The organism is Acidovorax sp. BoFeN1 (genome assembly GCF_003345135.1).
GTDB lineage: Bacteria > Pseudomonadota > Gammaproteobacteria > Burkholderiales > Burkholderiaceae_C > Acidovorax > Acidovorax defluvii.
The window spans coordinates 80,927-94,760 of record NZ_QOZT01000005.1 but is presented as its reverse complement, the minus strand read 5'-3'; the positions used below and the strand labels follow the sequence as shown (position 1 = coordinate 94,760).

Annotated in this window: 15 protein-coding genes; 7 read left to right on the top strand and 8 right to left on the bottom strand. The window is 62.0% G+C overall.

Annotated elements, in window-relative coordinates:
• Positions 1-110: 110 nt before the first annotated feature.
• From DTW89_RS02320 to DTW89_RS02310, 3 genes are read right to left on the bottom strand one after another with little or no spacing between them, the layout of a single operon-like run.
• The gene (locus tag DTW89_RS02320; protein WP_236637000.1) at positions 111-524 is read right to left on the bottom strand and encodes a c-type cytochrome; all 414 of its coding nucleotides are present in this window, start codon (positions 522-524) and stop codon (positions 111-113) included.
• Between the two features lie 19 nt (positions 525-543).
• Positions 544-1,188, bottom strand: coding sequence for a cbb3-type cytochrome c oxidase subunit II (locus DTW89_RS02315; RefSeq protein ID WP_114654739.1), 645 nt, complete (start codon positions 1,186-1,188; stop codon positions 544-546).
• Complete coding sequence (locus DTW89_RS02310) at positions 1,178-2,830, bottom strand: cbb3-type cytochrome c oxidase subunit I (protein WP_114654738.1); 1,653 nt, start codon at positions 2,828-2,830, stop codon at positions 1,178-1,180. The genes DTW89_RS02315 and DTW89_RS02310 overlap by 11 nt, the downstream gene beginning before the upstream one ends.
• 820 nt (positions 2,831-3,650) lie before the next feature.
• On the opposite strand from DTW89_RS02310, the gene DTW89_RS02305 reads away from it, so the two are divergent.
• On the top strand, positions 3,651-4,061 hold the full coding sequence (locus DTW89_RS02305) for a hemerythrin domain-containing protein (protein WP_024814104.1): 411 nt from the start codon (positions 3,651-3,653) through the stop codon (positions 4,059-4,061).
• Between the two features lie 207 nt (positions 4,062-4,268).
• Here DTW89_RS02305 and DTW89_RS02300 read toward each other — a convergent pair whose 3' ends face one another.
• On the bottom strand, positions 4,269-4,691 hold the full coding sequence (locus tag DTW89_RS02300) for an HU family DNA-binding protein (RefSeq protein WP_086926366.1): 423 nt from the start codon (positions 4,689-4,691) through the stop codon (positions 4,269-4,271).
• Between the two features lie 189 nt (positions 4,692-4,880).
• Between DTW89_RS02300 and DTW89_RS02295 the strand changes: the two genes are divergently transcribed.
• The 3 genes from DTW89_RS02295 to cho all read left to right on the top strand — a co-directional run bounded on the left by DTW89_RS02295 (position 4,881) and on the right by cho (position 6,649).
• The gene (locus DTW89_RS02295; protein WP_111864685.1) at positions 4,881-5,510 is read left to right on the top strand and encodes a hypothetical protein; all 630 of its coding nucleotides are present in this window, start codon (positions 4,881-4,883) and stop codon (positions 5,508-5,510) included.
• Positions 5,511-5,630: 120 nt separating this feature from the next.
• Entirely contained in the window at positions 5,631-5,762 is a 132-nt protein-coding gene (locus DTW89_RS19605; protein WP_236636999.1) for a S24 family peptidase, read from the top strand.
• Between the two features lie 2 nt (positions 5,763-5,764).
• Positions 5,765-6,649: an excinuclease Cho gene (gene cho, locus DTW89_RS02290; RefSeq protein ID WP_114654737.1), complete on the top strand. Its 885-nt coding sequence runs from the start codon at positions 5,765-5,767 to the stop codon at positions 6,647-6,649.
• 75 nt (positions 6,650-6,724) lie between these two features.
• Here the strand turns inward: cho and DTW89_RS02285 are convergent, their stop codons facing one another.
• Together DTW89_RS02285 and metK are read right to left on the bottom strand one after the other, a co-directional pair.
• The gene (locus tag DTW89_RS02285; RefSeq protein WP_114654736.1) at positions 6,725-7,762 is read right to left on the bottom strand and encodes a bifunctional nicotinamide-nucleotide adenylyltransferase/Nudix hydroxylase; all 1,038 of its coding nucleotides are present in this window, start codon (positions 7,760-7,762) and stop codon (positions 6,725-6,727) included.
• Between the two features lie 366 nt (positions 7,763-8,128).
• On the bottom strand, positions 8,129-9,319 hold the full coding sequence (gene metK / locus DTW89_RS02280; RefSeq protein WP_111864682.1) for a methionine adenosyltransferase: 1,191 nt from the start codon (positions 9,317-9,319) through the stop codon (positions 8,129-8,131).
• A 132-nt stretch (positions 9,320-9,451) separates the two neighbouring features.
• Between metK and DTW89_RS02275 the strand changes: the two genes are divergently transcribed.
• Together DTW89_RS02275 and DTW89_RS02270 are read left to right on the top strand one after the other, a co-directional pair.
• On the top strand, positions 9,452-10,300 hold the full coding sequence (locus tag DTW89_RS02275; protein WP_114654735.1) for a lysophospholipid acyltransferase family protein: 849 nt from the start codon (positions 9,452-9,454) through the stop codon (positions 10,298-10,300).
• The gene (locus DTW89_RS02270) at positions 10,297-11,163 is read left to right on the top strand and encodes a lysophospholipid acyltransferase family protein (RefSeq protein ID WP_024814111.1); all 867 of its coding nucleotides are present in this window, start codon (positions 10,297-10,299) and stop codon (positions 11,161-11,163) included. Before DTW89_RS02275 ends, DTW89_RS02270 begins: the two co-directional genes overlap by 4 nt.
• Before the next feature lie 162 nt (positions 11,164-11,325).
• Here the strand turns inward: DTW89_RS02270 and DTW89_RS02265 are convergent, their stop codons facing one another.
• Positions 11,326-12,231, bottom strand: a complete 906-nt coding sequence (locus DTW89_RS02265) for an alpha/beta fold hydrolase (protein ID WP_114654734.1) — start codon at positions 12,229-12,231, stop codon at positions 11,326-11,328.
• A gap of 50 nt (positions 12,232-12,281) precedes the next feature.
• Positions 12,282-13,034: a ribosome biogenesis GTP-binding protein YihA/YsxC gene (gene yihA / locus DTW89_RS02260; protein WP_114654733.1), complete on the bottom strand. Its 753-nt coding sequence runs from the start codon at positions 13,032-13,034 to the stop codon at positions 12,282-12,284.
• A 72-nt stretch (positions 13,035-13,106) separates the two neighbouring features.
• Here yihA and DTW89_RS02255 point away from each other — a divergent pair, with 72 nt between their 5' ends.
• Positions 13,107-13,748, top strand: a complete 642-nt coding sequence (locus tag DTW89_RS02255; protein WP_024814114.1) for a c-type cytochrome — start codon at positions 13,107-13,109, stop codon at positions 13,746-13,748.
• Positions 13,749-13,834 lie beyond the last annotated feature (86 nt).

Genomic DNA, 13,834 nt, shown 5'->3' with positions numbered 1-13,834 from the left:
ATCTTGTCAGTGTCAGTTTTTGAGAAAACCCAGATTTCATGCGCCTTGCAGGCCGACCGATCCCAATCCATTGAGACACCCATCGCTAACCAGTTGAATTTGTTCAACTTTTAACCGGACACTACTGCAGCTACCTCCATTTCGCCGCTGACGCCGTACAGGAGAATGTTGGCCAGCGTGCGTTCTTCTCCCTGCACCCACTCTGAGCCATCGAGGGGAGGAAAAACGCCTGGCAAGCCCTTGCCGGTGGCCTGGTGGCAAGCAACGCAGTTGGCAGCAAAGAGCTGTTTGCCATCAACCGCGCCCGACGCACCGGGCGCAGGGCCTGACAGGTCTGCCAGTGTGCGACGGTCACCCAGCTCCGAGTTGCCAAAGGGGTCCGACAGCAGGATGTAGATAACGCCAAACGCCACCATGGCCAGCGTGACCGCCGCAACGATCAGCGGCATGGGCCTTGTGCGTTCTTCAGGGTCGGCGTTCTCGCGCTGCTGTGCCCGGTATTGGGTACTTGGTTCATTCAACATGGATGCCTCTCGCAGTGGGTCAAGATGCAGCACTGGAGGCTGCGCCCGCAGGCGGCTGTGCCTCGGTGCCCTGTGCTGCTTGTGGGGCCGGCGGCAATACTGGATAGGTGTGGTCCAGTCCCTGCATGTACTTGACCAGGTCCAGCGCCTCGGGGCGCGCAACTACCACCCGGCCAAATGGTCCCTGCCCAGGCGGCAGATTCAGCACCTCGTCACCGGGCTCGGCGGCATCCTTGACCTCGAAGAGATAGGGGTAGGACGGCATGATGGAGCCCGGAACATATGCGCGGGGCTGGTAGAGGTGGCCCAGGTGCCAGTCCTTGCTGGGCTGGCGCCCGCCGATGTTGAACAAGTCCGGTCCGGTGCGCATGCTGCCGAGCAAATGAGGTTTGTCGTAGAAGTAATCGCCAGGCACCGAGGCGCGGCCCCAGCCTCTCGCAAGATCGGGCCCCAGGCCACGGTCACGCGGCTGCTGGCTGTGGCAGTAGACACAGCCATTGGCAATATAGACATCACGGCCCCGCAATTGGGCGCTGGTGTAGGGCTTGAGTGCCTCGGGCGGTGTCACATCCCTCACTTGCATGTAAGGCAGCACCACCAGCGCCGCTGTCGCAATCGCCAACGACACCACGGCGCCTGCGGCCAGCTTGACTTCATTTTCCATGTACGAGCTCCGTGGTCAGTCGGGGCGAAAACAGCGCCGCGCCGGTGCGCGCAGGTCCAAAGCGCAGCACCATGGCCAGGAAATGGCCGACAAAGATCAGGTGGCTCAGAACCATCAACGAACCACCCACGCTGCGCCACTGCAGGTAGGGGATCGTCACGGCCACCGATTCCATGAACGGGCGCGATGCGTCGAGCATGGCCAGTCCTTGCAGCCAGCCGCCAATCGTCAGACCCACAAAATAGATGCCGATACCAATGGCTGCCAGCCAGAACTGCAGCGAGATCAGCCGCGGATAAGGCCACTCCCAGTTCAGAACGCGGGGCATCATGAAATAGATGGCGCCGAACAACACCATGGTGACGAAGGCGTAGGCCCCGAGGTGCGCATGGGCCACTGTGAAGTGCGTGAAATGCGTCACTTGGTTAACGCTGCGCAATGCCTCCAGTGAGCCCTGAAGCGACGACAGCATGTACATCAGCCCACCAAACATCATGAATCGCAGTGTGGGCGAGTGCAGCGCTAGGTGCATCCGCCCCCACATGGTGCCAGCCATATTGATGGTGAAGGCCACCACGGGAATGATCATCATCATGCTTTGCACGATGGACAGCGTGGTCAGCCAGCCCGGAATCGGCCCTCCGATCAGGTGGTGGCCACCCACCTGACCATAGAAGAAGGCCAGCGTCCAAAAGCCCAGGATAGACAGGTTGTACGAGCGCACCGGCCTGCCAATGATCTTGGGCAGGAAGTAGTAGATCGAGCCCACGCTAATGGGCGTGAACCAAAGGCCCAGCACGTTGTGGCCGTACCACCAATTGGTGGTGGCCTGTTGCACACCGGTGTGCACGCCCGGCAGCTTCGCCACCACGAACAGCAAGGTGATCCAGAGCAAGGCCGCCACCATGTACCAGACGCTCACATAGAGTGATTCAACCTTGCGGTTGACCAGTGTGAACAGCACGGGGCCGACAATGCAGATGAAGCCTGCAGCGATGAAAATCCCGATCTGCCATGGGATTTCGAGGTATTCCATACCGTCAGTCCACCCAGCGCCAATGGCGCCAATGCCACTGGCAATGCCGGTATTAAGCAGCGCTCCGCCCACCATCACCCACATCGCTCCCACCAGCGGCGTGCGCAGCAGACGTGGCAGCACCCAGACAATCACGCCCAGGGCGGCATTGGTGATCCAGCCATACAGCACCGCATTCAGGTGGATCGTGCGGATGCGGCCGAATGTGAGCCATGCCTCGCCCACAAGCCAGTCGGGCATGTGCAGCTTGAGCGATGAAGTCAATCCCGCCAGTGAGCCCACTACCAGCCACAGGCAGGCAAAAGCAATGAACATGAATACCGGGAACGCACTGGAACGGTCGGCCGCCACACGGTGCTGCAGTTCATCAGGGTCGGCCACGTGCAGGTCGCTACCAGGCTCCGCCGCTGCCACCTGCAATCGCACCTGCCCTGCTTCTTGCAGCGCCGGGTCGTCTACCTTGCCAATTTCGCCACGGACAAAGATAACCGAAGCCGCCCGCGGGTTCTCGACCAACAGGCCTTTGCGCATGGACCAGATGAAAACAAACAGCCCCATGATCGAGAGCAAAAATGCACCCAGCAAACTCAGTATCGCGCTGTCCATGAGCGTCAGTCCTTTAGGGTATCCACTACAAAAATGAATGAACGCCTCAAGCCTCTACGGGAAAGTTGAGGTAGAGCAATCACGGCGTTTCTTGTGCGTGCTAAGCATTCACGCAGGAATTCTATGATTCATAACAAATGAATGTTTAAAGTGTGACAATGTCCTGCTGACTAGCAGTGTTAAGGATGTCAGGCCAAACCTCCCTCACTTACGGGGGAGAACGTCAGCGAGCAATGGCGTTCGCCCCGGAGGTCGAACTACAGCTATCGGGCTTGGTACTGCTGCCGTGACGGGCTGCTCTTATGCAAACTCCCCCGCTTGCATATTGAACCTGTCAGGCTATGCCGATCTGCCTTATTCCATGGCCTCCGGCAAAGCCTGGGCGATTCGGTACTGAGCATCCGCATGGCTTGAGTGCGACCTGAAAGCCAAATAGACCGTTGTGTTTCCAAAGACACCTCAATGGTCTTCACTGTGACTTCCACGGCCTTGCTGACAACCGACCTTTACGCGCATGTCCGTGCATCGTGAGTAGTCAACCTGGCGTGGCCTTTTCCCGCCAGGTGACTGTCTCCCCGTTCACCCAAAAGGGCGGACTCTTGTCCCATGACCATGGAAACCAGGCCGACAACGCCGACAAGAATTTTGATGATTCGTTAAAGATGCATATATTATGATTCTTTAAGGGAATCATTCTTAGCGCACCGAAGCACTTCCGTTGCGAATCGAGTCTGCACTCCATCGCCGCAGGACTCCCGCTGATCCTCCAACCGGGGGCCATGGGTTACACCCGCCAGTCTCTTCATCCACGGAGCATTCCATGAATATCGACAAGTTCAAACACCAGCACGCAGACATCATGAGCAACATCTCGGCCCTGCGGCGTCTCGCGCAGGCTGGGGTGGCGCAAAACGCCGCCGACATCGCAAGGCTCATCGTCAGCATGAGCTCCACCATCAAGCTGCACCTGGCAGTGGAAGACCAGGCGCTGTACCCGGCTTTGCAACGTGGCGACAACCCCGAATTGGCGCGCATGGGCCAGCAGTACCAAACGGACATGGGGCCCATCGCCCAGGCCTACGAGGCCTTCGCGCGGCGTTGGAACCGGGCCGACAGTGTGCTTCACGACGAGCAGGCATTCCGCGACGACGCCAACCGCGTTCTGCGCATGGTGCACGAACGCATGCAGCGCGAGAACCGCGACTTCTACCCGCGCATAGAGGCAGCGTGACCGGCTGCAAAATCCGAAACACCCATCACATGCCTGCCTGGTGACTCATCGAGCGCGAGTGCCTCAAGGAAAAGACTCAAGCAGCCCCGGCAGTTTTTCCCTGAGCTGTGGCGCACCACGTAGTGCGCAACGTGACCTATTTGCCTGGTGTGCTGCAGCACATTGCCGCTGATGTGCCGCGGATGGGGCGCCTGCTTGAAGCGTTGCTTAGAGCGTCGCGTCTTTGAGCTTCTTCAACGCGCGCGTCTTGATCTTCACCGATGCTGGCTTGGCGGGGAACCAGCGCTCCTCACCCGTGAAGGGATCCTTGCCAAAACGCTTCTTCTTCGCAGGCACCTGCTGCAGGCCGATCTTCATCAGGCCGGGCAGGGTGAACTCACCCGATCCCTTCTTGTGCACCGAACCCAGGATGGCGGTTTCCAATGCGGCGAAAACTGCCTTGGCTGCCTTGGGCTCCACACCAGATTGCTCGACCAGATGGGCGATCAACGTGGTCTTGTTGAAAACCGTCTTGATGGGCTTGATGGCAACCGCTGCCGGTTTGGTGGCAACAGGCGCGACCTTCTTGGCGGCGGGCGCCGCTTTCGTAGTCTTCTTGACGGGAGTGGATGTCTTCTTTGCAGTTGCCATGGTGGATCTTTTTGGGTTGGTGAATTGATATGCGCTGCCTGATGAATTCAGGCAAGCGATTCGGATTCTAGGAGCAGTGTTCTGACAGGCTCGTGCAGCGGGCTTATCGGCTCTCCAATAGACTCGAATCTTCACGGCAATGGCATCGAGCAGCATGCCAAGCCGCAATGTCTCATTTCAGGAGCTCCCATGTCCATTTCTCCCTCGACCCTGTTGGCCCTGCAAAAGGCGGGGGAGGGCTTGCACACCGCCCGAGAGGCATTCGCGCAGGAAGTCCAGTCCAACGCCGGCCGTGTGGTCGGTATTGTTGCCAGTGAGCCCTTCAGTTCCGAGGCCGACCGCGCCTATGCCCAATTGCGCGCCGTGGCGCGCATGGCGCATGAGTTGCAAAGCATCGAAGAGCAACTCAAGACTATGTACGGAGGAGCTGCGGAAATGATGCAGCCCGAGACGCCAGTCATTGTTGCGTTGCCGGACCATGGAAGGCGCTCTCGTGCTCATCAAGGCGCGGGAGACCTGGACGAAGCAGAAGACGTGATCGTCAAGCCCGCGCTGCACCGGCAGTCACCCAAGGCCAAACCGCTGCGAAAGCGGGCGAAGGAAACAGCAAGCCAGCCTCAACGCTTGAGTTCAAACGACGAAAAGGTCTTGGCGCACCTGCAAAAGGTATTGGACCGCCGCAGTTGGGTGACTTTGACCCAGGGGACCATTGCCCAAGGGGCGGGAATCCCTCTGGGTTCCGTCGGCTTGGCGATGAGGAGGCTGGTTGCCGCTAAGGCTGTGCGTGAGCGGGGCAAAGGGAGCTATCGGCTGGCATGACACGGCATGCCATTGACTGGATAGTGTTTACGACTTTAGATCGACACTCTTGCAAGTCGGAAGCCTGCAAACCCGCATGGATGCTCGGCCTGGGTTTACGACTTTAATTACCCAGAATAGTTGTTTGCGCACCATGGCCGTGTGCGCCCGGTGGCCGCCAATCCGGCTTACCCGGACATTCGTCCCAAGAAGGGGCAGACCATCGAGGTGTGGGGTGTGGTCACCGCTGCGCTGACGCTGTTTCGGAACTGAGCATGCAATTGCACCGCCGTCGCCACCCCGAGTTTGACGAGGCCCGACTCTACGAATACCCAAGTCACCTGCGTGAGGCCATCGAGGGCATGCCTTGCGCGCCGGGGGTGTATATCTTTCATGGGGCGGAGGGTGATCTGCCGTTGTATATCGGCAAAAGCGTCAATTTGCGCAGCCGCTTGCTGGCCCATTTGCGCAATCCCGATGAAGCGCGCCTGCTGCGCCAGACCCTGCGAATCAGCCATGTCCGCACCGCCGGTGAGATCGGCGCATTGCTGCTCGAAGCGCGCCTGATCAAGCAGCAGCACCCGCTGCTCAACCAGAAGCTGCGCCGCAACCGCCAGCTGTGCTCCCTGCGGGTGCAAGAGGGTGGCTTGCCCGAGGTGGTCTATTCCAAAGACCTGAACTTTGCCACCGCGCCCGATCTGTATGGCCTGTACGCCAGTCGCCATGCGGCCCTGGAGTCGCTGCGCCAGGTGGCCGACGACCAGCGCCTGTGCTACGCCGCCCTGGGCCTGGAGAAGCTCCCCAAGGGCCGGGCCTGCTTTCGGGCCATGCTGCACCAGTGCGCGGGCGTGTGCCGCGGCGATGAAGACCCCGATGTGCATCGGCAGCGCCTGTTCACCGGCCTTGAAGGGCTGCGGGTGGCCTGCTGGCCCTATCCGGGCGCCATTGGCCTGGTCGAGCGCGACGGCAAGGGTGACGGCGAGAGTGACGGGTACAGGCAGCAAATCCACGTCATCCACCATTGGCATTATCTGGGCAGCGTCCGTGATGCAGACGAAGCCCGGCTGCTGGACAAGGTGGCGCCGGGCTTTGATGCGGACGGCTACAAGATCCTGTGCAAGCCCATCCTGAGTGGCCGCGCAGAGGTCATCCTGCTTTAGGCGGGGGCAGTGGGGCCCTGGGCGAAGGCAAAAGTTTCCGTGGCGGTGCAAGCTGTGCAGCGCGGCTGACTGGGTTCACGGCGGAGTCGTGAGGACCAGAAAGTGGTCCAGCATGTGGAAGTGGTCCTCAAAAAACTCTTCTTCCATCGCGGCCAGTTTTTCCACGGGCACCCACTCCACCTGCATGGCATCGTCATCTGCCCGTACGGCCGGAAACGGCGCATCGCCCAGATCGAAATAGTGCGCATGCGTGATGGTGCGTCCGCGCTGGCTGCGGTCGGGGTGGTCGAACACCGCCACCGACTGCAGGGCATCGCGCATGTGCGACTCGGGCAACTCGCAATGGGTTTCTTCCGCCAGCTCGCGCAGGCATGACTGCCACACCGTTTCGCGTTGCTCGAGAAACCCGCCGGGCACTGCCCGTTGGCCTTTGCCCGGCGCGTGCGCGCGGCGAATCAGCAGCACCTGGTCCTGGCAGCGCAAGACGGCATCCACTGTGACGAACACCGGCGGGTAGGGCGCTGCCGACCAGGCTTCGCGGTAGCCGCGCAGCATGCGCCACTCTTCTTGCAGCGCCGGGTAGTAGGGGGTCTGCGCAAAGCGTTCCAAAAAACCCAGGGTGCTCTCGGGCATCTGGCTGGCCAGGTCGCTCAGGCTGGCCCGTGCGGTGCCAGGCGTGGCGCCAAAGTAGGCATCGCGGATGGCTGTGGCATCGATGCGGCCCTGGCGCTCGACATGGATTAACTCCCAGCCGGGAAAGGCGCTCAGATAGCTGCTGGTCGCATCCTTGAAGTGGCCCACCAGCCCGACGTGGGCATCTGCTGCCGCGATCTGGCCCACGCCCTTGAGCACCGCCTGCACCCACAACGCCTCGTTGTAGTAGTCGCGCATGGGCAGCACCTGCACGCGGGCCCGGTCGGTCTCGGTCAGGGCCTCCAGCATCATGTCGGCACGTTCGTGGCAGGTGAACGGGTTCTTGGGTGAGCGCGCCTGCCAGGCCGACCCCATCACCACGATCACGTTGCGGGCGCTGTCAAGCGCACGCTGCAGCAAGGCCATGTGGCCGTTGTGGACGGGTTCAAAACGCCCGATGTAGATGGCGGTGTCGTACATGTGTCTCCGGTCTGCCTTGGTGCAAGCAGGGATTGGCCTGCATCAAAAACAATAGCGCCTTGCGCTTGGTCTGTATCAGTTTTCGACTGCTTATTGTTCTAAGTGCTCAATATACAGGCGCAGGCCGCTATTGGTTTGATAGCGGTTGCGCTGGCGGTGGAGCGCTTGCCGCCGCATGGCGGGCGTGCAGCCCTGCCGGAGCTTTATGGTTTGCGTGGGGCAAACGGCGGACCTAGAGCCCTGCCGCTGCCTGCAGCGTCGTCGCCTTGTCGGTGCGTTGGCTTCGGCCGACCTTGCAGGCCTTCACATCGCTGCGCGATATGAGCCTGCGCCGAAAAACAGCCAAGCGCGCTCCGCTCGGGGCCTTTACAGGCCCGCAGCTGCGCGCAGCGCAGCTGCCTTGTCCGTACGTTCCCAGCTGAACTCGGGCTCTTCGCGGCCAAAGTGGCCGTAAGCGGCGGTCTTTTCGTAGATGGGGCGCAGCAGGTCGAGCATCTGGATGATGCCCTTGGGGCGCAGGTCAATGCCGATCTCGGGCAACTGAATCAGCTTGGCGATCTCGGAGTCGGGAATCACGCCCGTGCCTTCGGTGTAGACCGTGATGTTCATCGGGTGCGCCACACCGATGGCGTAGGCCACCTGGATCTGGCATTGCTTGGCCAGACCGGCGGCCACGATGTTCTTGGCCACGTAGCGTGCGGCGTAGGCGGCCGAGCGGTCCACCTTCGTTGGATCTTTGCCGCTGAAGGCGCCACCGCCGTGGGGGCAGGCGCCGCCGTAGGTGTCCACGATGATCTTGCGGCCGGTGAGGCCGCAGTCGCCCTGTGGGCCGCCAATGACGAAACGGCCCGTGGGGTTGATCAGGTACTTCGTGTCCTGCAGCCATTCCTTGGGCAGCACGGGCTTTATGATCTCTTCGATGACCGCTTCGACGAAGCTGGCCTTCATCTTGTGCTGCGTCTCGCTCTGGTCGGGGTGGTGCTGGGTGGACAGCACCACCGTGTCGATGCTGTGCGGCTTGCCGTCCACATAGCGCATGGTCACCTGGCTCTTGGCGTCGGGGCGCAGGAAGGGCAGGCGCCCGTCCTTGCGCAGCTGGGCCTGGCGCTCGACCAGGCGGTGCGCGTAGTAAATGGGCGCGGGCATCAGCTCGGGCGTTTCGTCGCAGGCGTAGCCGAACATCAGGCCCTGGTCACCGGCGCCGGTGTTCAGGTGGTCGTCGCTAGCGTGGTCCACGCCCTGGGCAATGTCGTTGCTCTGCTTGTCGTAGGCCACGAGCACGGCGCAGCCTTTGTAGTCGATGCCGTAGTCGGTGTTGTCGTAGCCGATGCGCTTGATGGTGTCGCGCGCCACCTGGATGTAATCCACATGCGCGTTGGTGGTGATTTCACCGGCCAGCACCACGAGGCCGGTGTTGGTCAGCGTTTCGGCGGCGACGCGGCTGCGGGGGTCTTGCTTGAAGATCGCATCAAGGATCGCATCCGAGATCTGGTCGGCCACCTTGTCGGGGTGGCCTTCGGAGACGGATTCCGAGGTAAAGAGAAAGTCGTTCGCCATTTGAATAAACTCCTGTGTTCCGGCATTTAGGGCGTTGCCCTCACCCCGAAGGAGCTTTGGCGAACGCTTTAGCAGATTTATTTAACGTCGCCCTGCAAGTTGCTCATTTAACTCAGCGACCCGGTCATTTTAATGCCATTGGTTTTTCGAATCTTCTCCATATTCCCACTGTGGTTGCTGCATGTCATGGGCGCAGCCATGGGCTGGGTGGCGTTCTGTGCGTCGCCCACCTACCGGCGCCGCTTTCTCGAGAATTCGGCGCGGGCCGGGTATTCGTTTGGTGCGGTGCGCGCGGCAGTGGCCCATGCGGGCCGCATGGTGGCCGAGTTGCCGCGGCTGTGGCTGGGTGCGCCTCTGCCCTGCGGTATGGTGGGCGAGGCTTGTGTAGAGCAGGCGTACGCCGCGGGGCGCGGCATTGTGTTTCTCACGCCCCACCAGGGCTGTTTTGAGCTGTCTGCCCAGGCGGCGGCGCGCCACTGGAGCGCTGAGCGCGGCCCCATCACCGTGCTCTACCGGCCAGCGCGCCAGCCGTGGCTGGCGCGGGTGATGGAGACCGCGCGCAACCGCCCCGGCATGCTGGCCGTGCCCACCACGCTGTCGGGCGTGCGCCAGATGATCAAGGCACTGCGCCGCGGCGAGGCGGTGGGGCTGCTGCCCGACCAGGTGCCGCCCGATGGCCAGGGCGTCTGGTCGCCCTTTTTTGGCCGCGATGCCTACACCATGACGCTGGCCGTGCGCCTGGCCCAGCAGACCGGCGCTGCCGTGGTGCTGGCGCGCTGCGAGCGTCTGCCTTGGGGCCGTGGTTTCGTCACCCACTTCGAGCCTTTGCCCGCGCCGCTGGACGAGCGGCTGGAAAGTGCTGTTTTGCAGATCAATCAGGCCATGGAACACCTCATCCGCCAATGTCCCGAGCAATACCTGTGGGGCTATGCCCGCTACAAGCAGCCGCGTGCTGAAGCCACCCCCGGGGGCGCGGCATGACCGGGCGCCTGGGGGTGTGGTTCATGCGGGTGCTGGCGCATGTGCCGTTGCCCGCGCTGCGCGCGCTGGGCTGGTGCCTTGGGCAGTTGCTTTACGTTCTGGCCGTGCCGCGCCGCAAGGTGGCCCTGCGCAACCTGGCGTTGTGTTTTCCAAAGGCCACCGTTGCGCAGCGCAGTCGCTGGGCGCGCGAAACGTTTGTGGTGTTCTGCCAGACCTGGCTGGACCGCAGCTGGCTGTGGTTTGCCCCGCGCGAAGTGGTGCAGCGGCGCGTGCGGCTGCAGGGCGCGCTGAACGAGCTGGAGGGCGACACCCCCACCATCATTTTTGCCCCGCATTTTTACGGCATGGACGCCGGGGGCACCGCGCTCACTCTGCACACCCCGCGCGCCTTTACATCCATTTTTTCAACCCACCCCGATCCGGCGGTAGACGCCTGGTTCATGGCCGGGCGCCAGCGCTTTGGCGATGTGCGCATGCTCAACCGGGCCGATGGCGTGAAACCCATCATTTCCAACCTGCGCAAGGGTGGGCTGCTGTACCTGCTGTCCGACATGGACTTTGGCCCCGGCGAGTCGATCTTCGTGCCTTTTTATGGTGTGCCAACCGCAACCGTGCCCTCACTGCCACGGTTTGCACGGCTGGGGCGGGCCAAGGTGATCGGCATGTACACCCGCCTGACACCCACCGGCTACGTGGCCGAGATCACGCCCGCCTGGGAGGGCTATCCCTCTGACGACGTAGAGGCCGACACGGCCCAGATGAACCTGCGCCTGCAAAGCTATATCGACACCATGCCCGGCCAGTATTACTGGGTGCACAAGCGGTTCAAGACGCGGCCCGCAGGCGAGCCGTCGGTGTATTGATTTCCCCGGGGCTTTCATGGCGTGCGGCGCGCCTTCTATCGCAGGGGGGCGACGGCAACCCGGCCAAGACAGCTCCATGGTGGCAGCAGCATGGCGCAGCCTGTGCTGCAAAATATGAGTCAAAATGGCCTCTGGCGCTTATGGGTAAAGCGCAAGCAGCTATCAGTTTGATTGCAAAAAGCGCTGCAATTCCACGGCCACGCGCTCCGGGTGTTCATGCACGATCCAGTGCGATGCGCCCGGCACGCGCTGCAATTGCAGCTGCGGCACCCAGCCCGGCAGGCCGTCCAGCAGGCCGGGCAGCAGGGCAGGGTCGTCCATACCCCACAGCACCAGTGTGGGCACATCCACGGTCAGCATCGTGTCGGGCAGGGTGACTGCCTGCGCGGCCGGGTCGCCTTCGCGGGGCGGGCGCAGCGGGCTGGCGCGGTAGTAGTTGCAGGCGCCGGTCAGGCCCTGCTGCCACAGGGCGCGGTATTGGGCGCGCACGGTGTCGGTCAGCCACGCGGGTGCGCTGCCGTCCGGGTTGTTGAAAAAAGCAAACAGGCGACGAAAGTCGTTTTCGGCCAGCAGTGCCTCGGCATCGGGCCTGCACAAAAAGTGCATGTACTGGCTGCTGGCCTGCTGCGCCGGGCTGTGCTGCAGCTCGCGCAAAAAAGCCCCCGGGTGGGGTGAATTGAAGATGGCCAGCCGCTTCATCAGACCGGGCTGCTGGTTGGCCAGATTCCAGGCCACCGCACCGCCCCAGTCGTGCGCCACCAGGCATTCGAGTACGCCGCCGGGGGATTCAGCGGCAATCAGCGCAACGAGATCCTGCACGAGGTGTTTGGCGCGATAAGCCGCCACTTCCGCCGGACTGCTCGATGCCCCGAAGCCGCGCAAAAATGGCGCCACGCAACGGTAGCCGCCATTTTCGGGGCGCGAAAAATGCAGCAGCAAAGCGTCCCAGATGAAGGCGCCTTCCGGAAAGCCGTGCAAAAAAAACAGGGTAGGCCGCCCCGCCACGCCGCTCACGCGGCACTGCAGGGTGATGCCGTGCGGCAGGTTGATGGGTTCTGAAAAAATCATGGTGCTATGCAATAAATAGCTGCTGCCGCTTGATGCATAAGCGCCAGAGCCTAGTTTGGTTCAGATTCCCCAGAATTTTCCGGTGCTTCGGCGGCCGACTCGGGGGGCGCTTGCGCCGCTTCGGTTGCAGGCAACACCGGGTGCGCCCATTGCCACAGCAATTGCGCCACCTCGTCCACCCCTTGCTTCTTGAGGGCCGAGAACATCATCACATCTCCGCCGGCCGCGTTCAGTCGCGTAATCGACAGGATCTTGGCCTGCTCAGAGCGTGTGAGCTTGTCGGCCTTGGTCAGAAGGATGAGGAATTTCAGGCCTTCTTCGACCCGTGGGCGCAGCACTTCGAGCAGAGCCTCGTCCAGCTCGGTCAACCCGAGCCGTGGGTCGCACAACAAGACGATGCCGGTGAGCCCGGGGCGGCTGACCAGGTAATTGACCATCACTTGCTGCCAGCGCACCTTGTCGGATCGCGACACCTTCGCGTAGCCGTAGCCGGGCAGATCAGCGAGCACGGCATCGGTCACGCCGTGTTTGCCCAGAGAGAAAAGGTTGATGTGCTGCGTGCGCCCGGGCCTTTTAGAGGCGAACGCCAGCTGCTTTTGCTGGGTAAGCGTGTTGATGCAAGTGGATTTGCCCGCGTTGGAACGACCCACAAAGGCTATCTCGGGCACGTGGATGGGCGGCAGATGGTGCAGTTGCGCAGCCGTGGTGAGGAACTTGGCGGTGTGCATCCAGCCCATGGCGATCTTGGCGTCTGGTGCGGGCGAAAGGGAGCCAGCAACTGGCGCGAAAGAGGGTGTCGTCATGGAAAGTTAGGATACGTTGAAGCCTCATTGTAGAATCGCGTGGTTTTGCGGACCTAATTACAGACCCTCGATATGAAGTTGCTTGCCTCTATGCTGATGGCTGCCGCACTGGCAGCACCCGCTCTCCCGGCCTTTTCTGCGGGTGAAACACCTGCGGCGCCGACCAAGGCGGCCAAGCCCGACCTGGTCAAAGGCGAGGCCAGCTACGCTGCGGTGTGCGTTGCATGCCACGGTGCAGATGGCAATTCCGCCATTCCTGTCAATCCGAAGCTGTCACAGCAGCATCCGGAATACCTGGTCAAGCAGTTGCAGGAGTTCAAGTCCGGCAAACGCAGCAACGCCATCATGACCGGCTTTGCATCGATGCTGACCGACGAGGACATGAAGAACATCTCGTACTGGGCGGCCTCCAAGCCCGCCACGCCCGGCACGTCGACCGACAAGGCCCTGGTGGCACTGGGTGAGCGCATCTACCGCGGCGGCATCGCAGACCGCCAGATTGCTGCTTGCGCGGGTTGCCACAGCCCCAATGGCGCGGGCATTCCGTCGCAATATCCCCGCCTTTCGGGTCAGCATGCCGACTACACCGTGTCGCAGCTGAACATGTTCCGCGACGGCTCGCGTGCCAACAGTCTGCAGATGACCCAGGTAGCCGCAAAGCTCAATGACCGGGAAATCAAGGCGGTTGCCGACTACATTGCCGGCCTGCGCTGATTTTTTTGTGATTTCGGCGGCCCCGCCAGGCGGGAAGCCTGGAACCAACCGCCAATAACAAACCCCAAGACGGGCGGGCCCATCGT

What these genes read in the sequence shown, in the direction of transcription:
- DTW89_RS02270 (WP_024814111.1), top strand. Translation starts at nt 10,297, where the DNA reads ATGACCGGGCGCCTGGGGGTGTGGTTCATGCGGGTGCTGGCGCATGTG.
- metK (WP_111864682.1), bottom strand. Translation starts at nt 9,319, where the DNA reads ATGGCGAACGACTTTCTCTTTACCTCGGAATCCGTCTCCGAAGGCCAC.
- cho (WP_114654737.1), top strand. Translation starts at nt 5,765, where the DNA reads ATGCAATTGCACCGCCGTCGCCACCCCGAGTTTGACGAGGCCCGACTC.
- DTW89_RS02320 (WP_236637000.1), bottom strand. Translation starts at nt 524, where the DNA reads ATGTTGAATGAACCAAGTACCCAATACCGGGCACAGCAGCGCGAGAAC.
- DTW89_RS02265 (WP_114654734.1), bottom strand. Translation starts at nt 12,231, where the DNA reads ATGATTTTTTCAGAACCCATCAACCTGCCGCACGGCATCACCCTGCAG.
- DTW89_RS02255 (WP_024814114.1), top strand. Translation starts at nt 13,107, where the DNA reads ATGAAGTTGCTTGCCTCTATGCTGATGGCTGCCGCACTGGCAGCACCC.
- DTW89_RS02295 (WP_111864685.1), top strand. Translation starts at nt 4,881, where the DNA reads ATGTCCATTTCTCCCTCGACCCTGTTGGCCCTGCAAAAGGCGGGGGAG.
- DTW89_RS02285 (WP_114654736.1), bottom strand. Translation starts at nt 7,762, where the DNA reads ATGTACGACACCGCCATCTACATCGGGCGTTTTGAACCCGTCCACAAC.
- DTW89_RS02275 (WP_114654735.1), top strand. Translation starts at nt 9,452, where the DNA reads ATGCCATTGGTTTTTCGAATCTTCTCCATATTCCCACTGTGGTTGCTG.
- yihA (WP_114654733.1), bottom strand. Translation starts at nt 13,034, where the DNA reads ATGACGACACCCTCTTTCGCGCCAGTTGCTGGCTCCCTTTCGCCCGCA.
- DTW89_RS02315 (WP_114654739.1), bottom strand. Translation starts at nt 1,188, where the DNA reads ATGGAAAATGAAGTCAAGCTGGCCGCAGGCGCCGTGGTGTCGTTGGCG.
- DTW89_RS02300 (WP_086926366.1), bottom strand. Translation starts at nt 4,691, where the DNA reads ATGGCAACTGCAAAGAAGACATCCACTCCCGTCAAGAAGACTACGAAA.
- DTW89_RS02305 (WP_024814104.1), top strand. Translation starts at nt 3,651, where the DNA reads ATGAATATCGACAAGTTCAAACACCAGCACGCAGACATCATGAGCAAC.
- DTW89_RS02310 (WP_114654738.1), bottom strand. Translation starts at nt 2,830, where the DNA reads ATGGACAGCGCGATACTGAGTTTGCTGGGTGCATTTTTGCTCTCGATC.